The organism is Streptomyces sp. NPDC057654 (assembly GCF_042800135.1).
In the GTDB taxonomy this organism is placed as follows: domain Bacteria; phylum Actinomycetota; class Actinomycetes; order Streptomycetales; family Streptomycetaceae; genus Streptomyces.
In genome coordinates, this window is the sequence record NZ_JBHVHQ010000337.1 from 1 (window position 1) to 8486 (window position 8486).

Consider the following 8486-nt stretch of genomic DNA (forward strand, 5'->3'; position numbering starts at 1 on the left):
CCGTCTTGGCCGCCTCGAAAACTGCGTCGGTTTCCAGTTCCGGATCATCGGAAGTCAGGAGGCAGGCGGCAAGCGCCCCAGGTGCTGGTATACCAGGAACGGAAGAACAGGTTCGCTTCTTCTTTTTCCTGTCCTGGTGCTCCTGCTGCCTTTTTCTCTCTTCCGCAGCACGTCGTTTGGCCTCTGCTTCTTCGGCACGTGCCTTTTTCTTGGCAGATTTCCATGCCTGTGAAGCTTCGGCGTCAGCTGCCTTGGCGTCCTTCCCTGCCTGAAGAGCGTCGAGACGTGCTTCATCAGCTGCTTGAGTCGCCTCCACGGCGGAGTTCCGCGCGTATGTAGCGGAAAACTCTGCACGGGCAGCGGAGGCCTCAGCAGCATTTGCGTCGCGATTGGCTGCTGCTGCAGCGTTGCGGGCAGTGGCAGCGGATTTGGCTGCCTTGGTGGCGGAGGCTTCGGCGGACTGGGCCGACTGCTTGGCGCTGAGCGCGTATCTGCCTGCTTGCTCAGCTGCCTTTCTGGCCTCGCCCTCGGCAGTTTTGGCTTGGTCCTTGGCCTTGTTGGCCTTGGCCGCGGCCTGTGCCGCTTCCCAGGCGTTCTGTTGCGCCTTGGCCGCGGTATGTGAGGATTCCGCAATCAGACGCCGCACCTGAGCGATGTGGGTGGCGGCAAGTTGATCCTTGCGTTCGGCCATGTACTGGCCAGCCTGGATGAAAGTATGCAGCCGGTCCGGAGGTCCTGCCAGAGCTATCTTGGCTGCGGCTTTGACCTCGGGGCCGCCGGCGTCAAGCAGTTGAAGGGCGCGGACCCGCTCGTCGGTGTTGCGCTCGATGTACTGACCGCTGTAAAGGAAGGCGGCCAGTTTCTTGGGAGCACCATCCTGCAGAGCAGCCTTGGCGGCTTCTTTCACGCCAGGCCCGCCGGCATCCAGTACCTGGAGGACGCGGACACGGTACTCGGTCACGCCGGCTTCGTACTGCCCGGCGGAGTGGAACTCGCTGATCTGTTTTTCGTCGCCCTCCAGGGCCTTCGCCGCCGCCTGCCGGACGGGCTCGTAGGGACTGTCGTCCACGAGCTGTTCGACCTGCTGGCGTATGTCGTCCTGCGACGCCATCTTCCAACCGGTGCGCAGGTAGCCGACGACATCGGGGTCGGTGCCGGCGAGGGCCGTGGCGGCGGCTTCCTGGCTCCAGGCACCATGGGTGTCACTCTTCATCACCTGCAGTGCGACCTTGCGGCCATCGGCCGCCACTGCCTTGATGTCTATGCCGGGTTGAGCAGCTTTGGCGGAGAGCCGCGCAATTTCTTGATCGAGAGACTGAGATCTCTGAAGGCCGTAGCCCAGACTGACGGCGAAGCCGTCGTCAGCCTTCTTGAGGTCCTTAGCCCGTTCAATCGCGGTGGTGGTACGGCTTGCTAGGTCTTCTTCCTCGGTCTTGCTGGCGATTTCGTGCACCGCATTGGCGGTCTTTACCGCTGCTACCGCCGCTGCGGCCGCCTTCTTCGCCCCGTCCGCCTGCTTGCTGGACTCCTCTGCGGCGTTGGCGGATTGGCCGGCGTGCTCGGCCGCCTTCTCCGCGGCATCTGCGGCATTCCTGGCGTGATTGGCGGCCGACTTCGCTGCGTCGCGTGCTTCGAAGGCTGCTGTGGCGGACTTGCGAGCCAGCGCTGCCGAGGCACTTGCCGCTCGGTCGGCCTCCCGGGCGTAGCGGCGGGCCTGAGCAGCTGCGTCCTTGGCCTTGCTCGATTGCGCTCCGGCGGCGGTTGCGAATCCGTGGGCCTCATCAGCTGCGGTTGCGGCGCCGTTTGCATTGCCGGCTGCGCTACGTGCCGAATTCGCGGCGATCTCTGCTGCCTTCGATGCCTCACCGGCGAAGCCCGCCGCCAAGGAAGCATCCTCTGCGTCCTTGGCCGCCTTTCGCGCTTTCTGAGCGAGATCCTTGGCCTCATGCGCCTTACCCGCATCGCCTGCGGCTGCTGAGGCGGCGCTGCGTGCCCGGGAGGCTGCGTTGGCTGCGGCGACCGCCGCGTTAGCCGCCTGCGATGCGGCGCTGGCGGCTATACGGGCCGCACTATTGGCAGCATTGGCCGCTCCGATTGCCTGCCGTGCTGCGGCGGCAGCTCCCCGGGCCGCGTCGGCTGCTCGGTTGGCCGCATTGGCAGCGCGGAGGGAGTCCTTGCCGGCTTCCTTGGTTTCCTTGGCTGCCGTCTGTGCGGTCTGCTTGGCGAGTTCGGATGCCTCGACGGCACGGGCGGAGGCTTCCTTGGCGGCGTCCTTGGCCTGCTTGGCTTGGACGCCGGCTTGAGTAGCCTGTTTGGCCAACTGCGCGACAGTGGTGTGCTCTTGGTCTCGGTTGCGGGCCACATGCTGGCCTACGGCAAGGAACTCGCGGACGTCGTCCGGGGTTCCCTTCAGGGCGAGCTTGCCCGCTTGCTTGATAGCCGGACCGCCGACATTCATGATCTGCAACGTCAGTACACGCTCGTCTGTCTCACGTGCGTCGTACTGACCTTCGTCCAGGAAATCGCGGACATCCTTGGGCGTGCGTTTCAGAGCGGCCTTGCCTGCATCCTTTACTCCGTTGTCGCCCGCGTCCATGATCTGAAGTACTTGGACGCGTTGGTCCTGTTCCAGCGGTTCTTGCCAGCCATGCAGGAGAAAGGCGTGCAGATCCGCGGTCGAGCCACTGGCGAGAGCTTTCTTCGCGGCCGCACGTACACCGGGACCGCCGATGCTGAACATCTGCAGGGCATTGATGCGGTCGTCGTGGTACTCCGCCTCGTCTTTTACCGAGTCGAGGAACTTCTGGACGTCTGCGTCCGACCCTGTCAGCGCAACTTCGGCTGCGGCCTTGACCCCTGGCCCGCCGTGGGCCCACAACTGGACGACCTGCCCTCGGTCTGAAAACCGGGTGAGTTCGCCAGCCGCATCGGTCGGTGCTGCGAACGCGGGCGTTGGACCGAGCAGGCCGGCCAACAATGGTAGGGACAGGAGGCCGGTACCAATGCCGCGCAGACCCAGCCACCGTCTTCTGGCTGTTGTCGCTCTACCCCGACTGAGCTGTCTTTTCTGCAAGTTGATTCTTTCCATGTGTGCTGCCTGTGCCATGCGTCGTCGTGTCTGGGTCCTAGTCGGCTGACTTCGGCCCCAACAGGGACGACATGTAGAGCCGAAGAAGCACGTGAGTGCATATGTGCGCGAGAAAGGCAAGTCGAGCATGGCGAGGCGTCAGGGAATTTGGGAATGTTTTGATGTTATCGTACTTATGCTTTACCTACATGGGGCGTCGGCTGCTTGGCGCGGCGCTCACCTCGATTGGAAGGACCCCGTGGTGCCCTCTCGCGCCCGAACAATGTTTCTTGTGGCAACTGTTGGCGTCGCAACCACAGGAGTCGCGACTGCGACTCTGGCTGTTGCTCAGGCCGCTCCGCGGTCATCGGTCGCTCAGGCCTCCGTGAGCGCGGAAATGCCGTCAACTGTCGAGGACTTTCAGCATCCGGGAGCCGCGAACATCCTTCGGGATCGCAAGGTTGAGTTGAAGCAAGGCGACGGGAGGATCATGCTGAAGCCGGGCGACGGGCAGGGCGGGCATGCTTCCTGTCAGGCGGCCGACAATATCTGGGTCGAGTCGCGCATAGATAAGAAGGGCTACTGTTTCGTCGGAATGGCGAAGTCGGGCTTCCTGACGATGGAAATTCCTGATGCCTACGCCATCTGGACCGAGGACCGCGCTGTTCGTGCAACCGTTACTGCTGAGGGCAAGAAGAAGACCGTCGACGCCCCGAAGAATGACGTCACTCCCGTAGGCGAAACCGATGGCAGTTCCGAATGGAAGCGATCCGTCCTGCTTGAACTTCGCCTCGCTGGTTGATGTTCTCCGGAGAGATTGGCAGCTGACAATCCCTCGACCCGTATTTCGATAAGGAAAGAATCATGTCTGGCAGACGTTCGCGCACGGCGTGGATAGCAGGGGCTCTCACCGCCAGTGTCGCGACCGGCTTGTTGACCGGTACGTCGGCACGAGCTGTTGTGGGCGATGAAGTCAAGGACGGCACGTACGCGTTCACCGCGAAGCTCGACGTCGGCAGCAGCGTGCGGAGTTGCTCCGGTGCGCTGGTCGAGGAGCAGTGGGTGATCACTGCGGCGAGCTGCTTCGCTGACACGCCTGGTGCCAAGGTCGTGGCCGGGGCCCCCAAGCAGAAGACCACCGTGACCGTCGGCCGTGCGGATCTCACGGGCAAGGCCGGCACCGTGGCGGACGCCGTCGAGCTCGTACCTCGTGAGGGGCGCGACCTTGTGATGGTCAAACTCGCCAAGCCTGTGACCGGCGTTGCCCCGCTCGCTGTGGGCACTGACGCGCCTAGGAAGGGCGAGCAACTGCGGGTAGCAGGTTACGGGCGTACGGAGACCGCGTGGCTGCCCAACCGCCTGCACAGCGCCTCGTTCACGGTGGGAGCAACGGACGGCACCACAGTCGGTCTCAACGGTAAGTCCGAATCCGACGTCGTCTGCAAGGGTGACGCCGGCAGCCCTGCCTTCCGGGAGAAGGATGGTCGCCTGGAGCTGGCCGCCGTCAACAGCCTCTCCTGGCAGAAGGGCTGCATCGGCAACGAGGGCGAAACCCGGGAAGGCGTCACCGACGTTCGCGTGGACGACGTCGCCGACTGGATTCAGCAAGTCTCTTCCCGCACGCTCCTGCCCCGGGCGAACTGGAGCAACGCGATGCATTTGGCCTCGGGCTACTTCACCGGCGGTTCGGCGGGCGGCCAGCGGCACATGGACCTGTTCGTCGTCTGGAAGGACGGTTCGGCCAGCCTCTACCGGGCCGCCGACCACCACGACCGGAAGTACCCGTTTTCCCGTGAGCACAAGGTCGCGAACGCTGGAAGCTTCTGGACGAGGGCTCGTGCCGTTACCGGCGGCAGCTTTGCCGGGGACGGATCGGACGGCATCACCGTGCGCTGGTCCAACGGCAAGGTGTCGACCTACACGCACCTGGACGAGAAGGGCGTCCATGATGAGAAGGTGCTATTTGACCCCGCGCCCGACTCGTACTGGAAGCGGGCCCGCTTGATCACTGCCGGCCGCTACACCGACAACGCGCTCCGCGACGACCTGCTCGTCCTGTGGGAGAACGGCTCGGTCTCGATGTACACCGACGTCGGCACCAAGGGACTCAAGGGCTGGAAGCAGCTCCACGACGCGGACAAGAGCTGGACCAATGCCGCTCAGCTCAGCTCAGGCGAGTTCACCGGGAAGAAGACCGCCGACCTGGTCATCCGCTGGAAGGACGGCGATACCACCATCTTCCCCGGTGTCGACACTGACGGTTTCCACGGCCGCACCCGCATAAGGGATGTCGGCAGTCCTTGGAAGAATGCCCAGGTGCTCAATGTGGGAGCCTTCGCCGCCAATGTTGTCCCGAATGACATCCTCATTCGCTGGAATGACGGCAACCTCAGTTACTACCCAGGCGTCGACGTCAAGGGCACGCATGGAGAGGTCCAACTCGTAGGCTGACGTGAGGGTTGCGCGGCCTGCTCTGGGATCGTCCTGCTTCCAGCGCTGGTCATCCTGCCGTCTCCCGCACTCCGGCAAAGGGCCGAGAGGCGGCTGGCGCCCAGAACACCGGATTCGCGCCGATCTGGTGCGCTGCCAGTACCCATACGCCTGGTGCGACAGTTCGGCCACCAGTACCTCCAGCGTCGCCTCCGTATGGAGCGCAACGCCCAGGGCGGTCACGGCGGAGGCCAGATCCAGGTCCCAGTCCGCGTTGACCGGTCGGCTGTCGAGCGCCAGCTGCGTGATGCTTATGGTCCGGGCGGGGAGGCGCTACAGATTCCCGCCCGCCCGGACCGCTACAGCAGGTGGTCGGCCTTGCCGGCTTTGATGTCGCGGATGAGGGTGTGCAGGGCTTCCCGCGTATCCGTGAGGTAGGTTTCCTCCTGCCCGGCGACTGCTATGTACGCGTTGCCGTTGGCATCGGTGCCGAGGCGGAAGCAGTTGGAACTCTCGGCGGAGAAGGGCTCTTCCCATGTGATGTCGGGCACGGTGTCAACTCCTATCGGGTGCTGGTGAGGGCGAGTATGAAGTCCCGGGACTTGCTGGAGTCGAGGGAAGCCCTGTTCATCCAGTCCAGCCGGGAACGGCACCACCCTCACCTCCACTTGGCTCAGCTCACTCATCTTGCACAGGTGCGAGCAACTGTGCGCGCATGACCTTCATTCCACCGAATTCGATGCGCGGGGCCGCTTCCTGGATCTACGCGGCGTAGGCGGTCGGGTCGGGGCAGTGCAGTACCTGCTGGCGCTGCATTCGCAGCCGTTGCATGACGCTTATGGTCCGGGCGGGGAGGCGCTACAGGTTCCCGCCCGCCCGGACCGCTACAGCAGGTGGTCGGCCTTGCCGGCTTTGATGTCGCGGATAAGGGTGTGCAGGGCTTCCCGCGTATCCGTGAGGTAGGTTTCCTCCTGCCCGGCGACTGCTATGTACGCGTTGCCGCTGGCATCGGTGCCGAGGCGGAAACAATTGTTTCCCTCTCCGCAGAAGGGTTCTTCCCAACGGATCTCGGGCACGATCTGGCTCCTCATAGACTGCGAATGATGCTGTGAATGAAGTCTCGTGATGCTTTCGGCGACAGACACGCGTCGTCCATCCAGTCCAAGTGCGCGCGGTACCTGGCTAGTTGTAGATCCGTGTGCATGAACTCAGGTCCATGCGCAGAGTCGAGCTGCACCGTATTCAGTTGGGGTACAGGCCCTTCCGCGTAGAGCAAAGCATGCCCGGCTCCAGGGAAGGAGCCGCGATCCACAGGCAATACGCGTACACGGACGTTGTGCCGTTCGCTCGTCTCGATGAGTGCTTTGAGCTGTTCCCTGGTCGCGTCGCGACCGCCGAAGAGCATACGAAGAGCGGCCTCGTGTATGTATCCCACGTATCCGACTGGCTGTTCGCGAGTCAGCACGCGCTGCCGCCCCATGCGATGCGCCACGCGTAGCTCGATTTCGAGACGCGAGAGTGCTGGCAGTACGGCCGCGAAGATGCTGCGTGCGTAGTCCTCGGTCTGGAGGAGGCCGGGCACGTGAACCGTCTGCATGGTCTGGATGCGGGTCGAGTGCCATTCCAGCTCGACGATGTCCAGTAGTCCTGATGACAACTTGCCCCGGTACTCGTCCCACCAACGTGGCTGGGGTGGCTCGGTGAGTTCGATGAGAGCGGACAGATATCGCTCGTCCGGGCACGCGCAGTGCGTAGCCAGAGTGCGCAGGCGATCAGGGCTGATGTTGCGGGTGCCTGACTCGATGTTCGAGACCTTGCCCCGGTCGATCCCCAGCAGCCCGGCGACGTACTCGGCGGTGAGTCCAGCCTCGGTGCGCATCTTCTTGATCTCGGCGCCAAGTCTGCGTTGTCGCTGCGTAGGTGTGGTGCGTGGGGGCATCGATGGCCCTTCCTCCTCGGTACGCGACCCAGTCTGCCGGGTGCGGCCCGCGCAATCCATCTGGGGTGAAGTTCCACTCTAGTGGTGGCGCAGGTACCACTCGCTGTCGTACCTTAAGTGACGCGAAGCTCACGCAGCGCGAGATCGAAGAGCATCACGCGAGCCTGCCCGTGTCCTCCTGCCCTGGGAGGGGTGTGCCCGCGCCAGGGAGACGAGCCACGGCCCCACCCCGCGTCCCCCTCGACACCCCACCACTGAGCGGAGTTGCCATGCCTCAGAAAACACCCATCCCCGTACCGGCGAAGCCCGTCTCCACCTACGGGACGCCTTCCAGCATGTGGACCGGAAACGGGGCCCCGTCCGGCCTCCTGCCGCACGCCGTCGTCGCGCCGTTCGCCTTTCAGGCCGTTCCGAGGTTCACCCAGTGCCCGCCGCCGCCCCCGGACCTCAAGGAGCCATCCCGCGCGAAGCTCGTCTACGGGCTGACGCTTCCGTCGGCCTCCGAGACGCCGACCGTCGTGCAGGAGGCGGCCGAAGTCATGCTCGAAGTGCATGGTGTTGAGGAGGAGCTGATGGATCCGGCGCTTCTTCTCGTGTATGAACTCACGGTGCACGCCTGCCGGTTCACCGGAGCGGGCGAACTGGTGCAGGTGGTGATCCGCCGGGACGGGGACGCGTTTCAGGTGACGGCCCATGACACTCACGCCCCTCACGCCCACCGCCGCCTCGCCGCCGCATGCGACGAGCGCCGGAGGGGCTCGCTCTCGGACGTCCGCGAACTATCCGAGAGGCATCACGGGGAGTGGGGGTTCGGCACCGCGTATCCGCCCGCTGCCGGTGTGTGTACGTGGGCCACGCTCGTACACACACCGCACTCTTCCCCGGACGCGGAGGTCTCCCAGGGGCGAGCCGACTGACCCTGTAGCCGCCCCCTTCGGGCGTGACCGCCGGCCCCGCGCACTTCCCTTCAGCCCATTTTCAAGATCGATCCGGATTGGTAGTCACGCAGTCGGTCACACACAACGAATCAGGGCCGGTGACTCGTACGAG

7 protein-coding genes are annotated in these 8486 nt (G+C 64.3%); 3 read left to right on the plus strand and 4 right to left on the minus strand.

What is annotated here, in order from left to right; all coding sequences use genetic code 11:
• A partial coding sequence (locus ACFU99_RS23485) for a hypothetical protein (RefSeq protein WP_384395029.1) occupies positions 1–3088 on the minus strand: 3088 nt, incomplete at its 3' end.
• A gap of 364 nt (positions 3089–3452) precedes the next feature.
• Here ACFU99_RS23485 and ACFU99_RS23490 point away from each other — a divergent pair.
• The gene (locus ACFU99_RS23490; RefSeq protein ID WP_384395031.1) at positions 3453–3869 is read left to right on the plus strand and encodes a hypothetical protein; all 417 of its coding nucleotides are present in this window, start codon (positions 3453–3455) and stop codon (positions 3867–3869) included.
• Between the two features lie 158 nt (positions 3870–4027).
• On the plus strand, positions 4028–5518 hold the full coding sequence (locus ACFU99_RS23495; protein WP_384395033.1) for a S1 family peptidase: 1491 nt from the start codon (positions 4028–4030) through the stop codon (positions 5516–5518).
• Positions 5519–5856: 338 nt separating this feature from the next.
• On the opposite strand, the gene ACFU99_RS23500 is transcribed toward ACFU99_RS23495, so the two are convergent.
• The 3 genes from ACFU99_RS23500 to ACFU99_RS23510 form a co-directional block, all read right to left on the minus strand.
• Entirely contained in the window at positions 5857–6048 is a 192-nt protein-coding gene (locus ACFU99_RS23500) for a hypothetical protein (RefSeq protein ID WP_384395035.1), read from the minus strand.
• A gap of 333 nt (positions 6049–6381) precedes the next feature.
• Positions 6382–6573 carry a hypothetical protein gene (locus ACFU99_RS23505; RefSeq protein WP_384395037.1) on the minus strand — a complete coding sequence of 64 codons (192 nt, stop codon included), beginning with the start codon at positions 6571–6573 and terminating at the stop codon, positions 6382–6384.
• A gap of 11 nt (positions 6574–6584) precedes the next feature.
• Positions 6585–7436, minus strand: a complete 852-nt coding sequence (locus ACFU99_RS23510) for a helix-turn-helix domain-containing protein (RefSeq protein ID WP_384395039.1) — start codon at positions 7434–7436, stop codon at positions 6585–6587.
• Between the two features lie 269 nt (positions 7437–7705).
• Between ACFU99_RS23510 and ACFU99_RS23515 the strand changes: the two genes are divergently transcribed.
• Positions 7706–8353: an ATP-binding protein gene (locus ACFU99_RS23515; protein WP_384395040.1), complete on the plus strand. Its 648-nt coding sequence runs from the start codon at positions 7706–7708 to the stop codon at positions 8351–8353.
• The last annotated feature ends 133 nt before the right edge of the window (positions 8354–8486 follow it).

Bases quoted from the DNA above. Each gene is read 5' to 3' on its own strand.
- ACFU99_RS23510 (WP_384395039.1), bottom strand. From the start codon at position 7,436: ATGCCCCCACGCACCACACCTACGCAGCGACAACGCAGACTTGGCGCC.
- ACFU99_RS23515 (WP_384395040.1), top strand. From the start codon at position 7,706: ATGCCTCAGAAAACACCCATCCCCGTACCGGCGAAGCCCGTCTCCACC.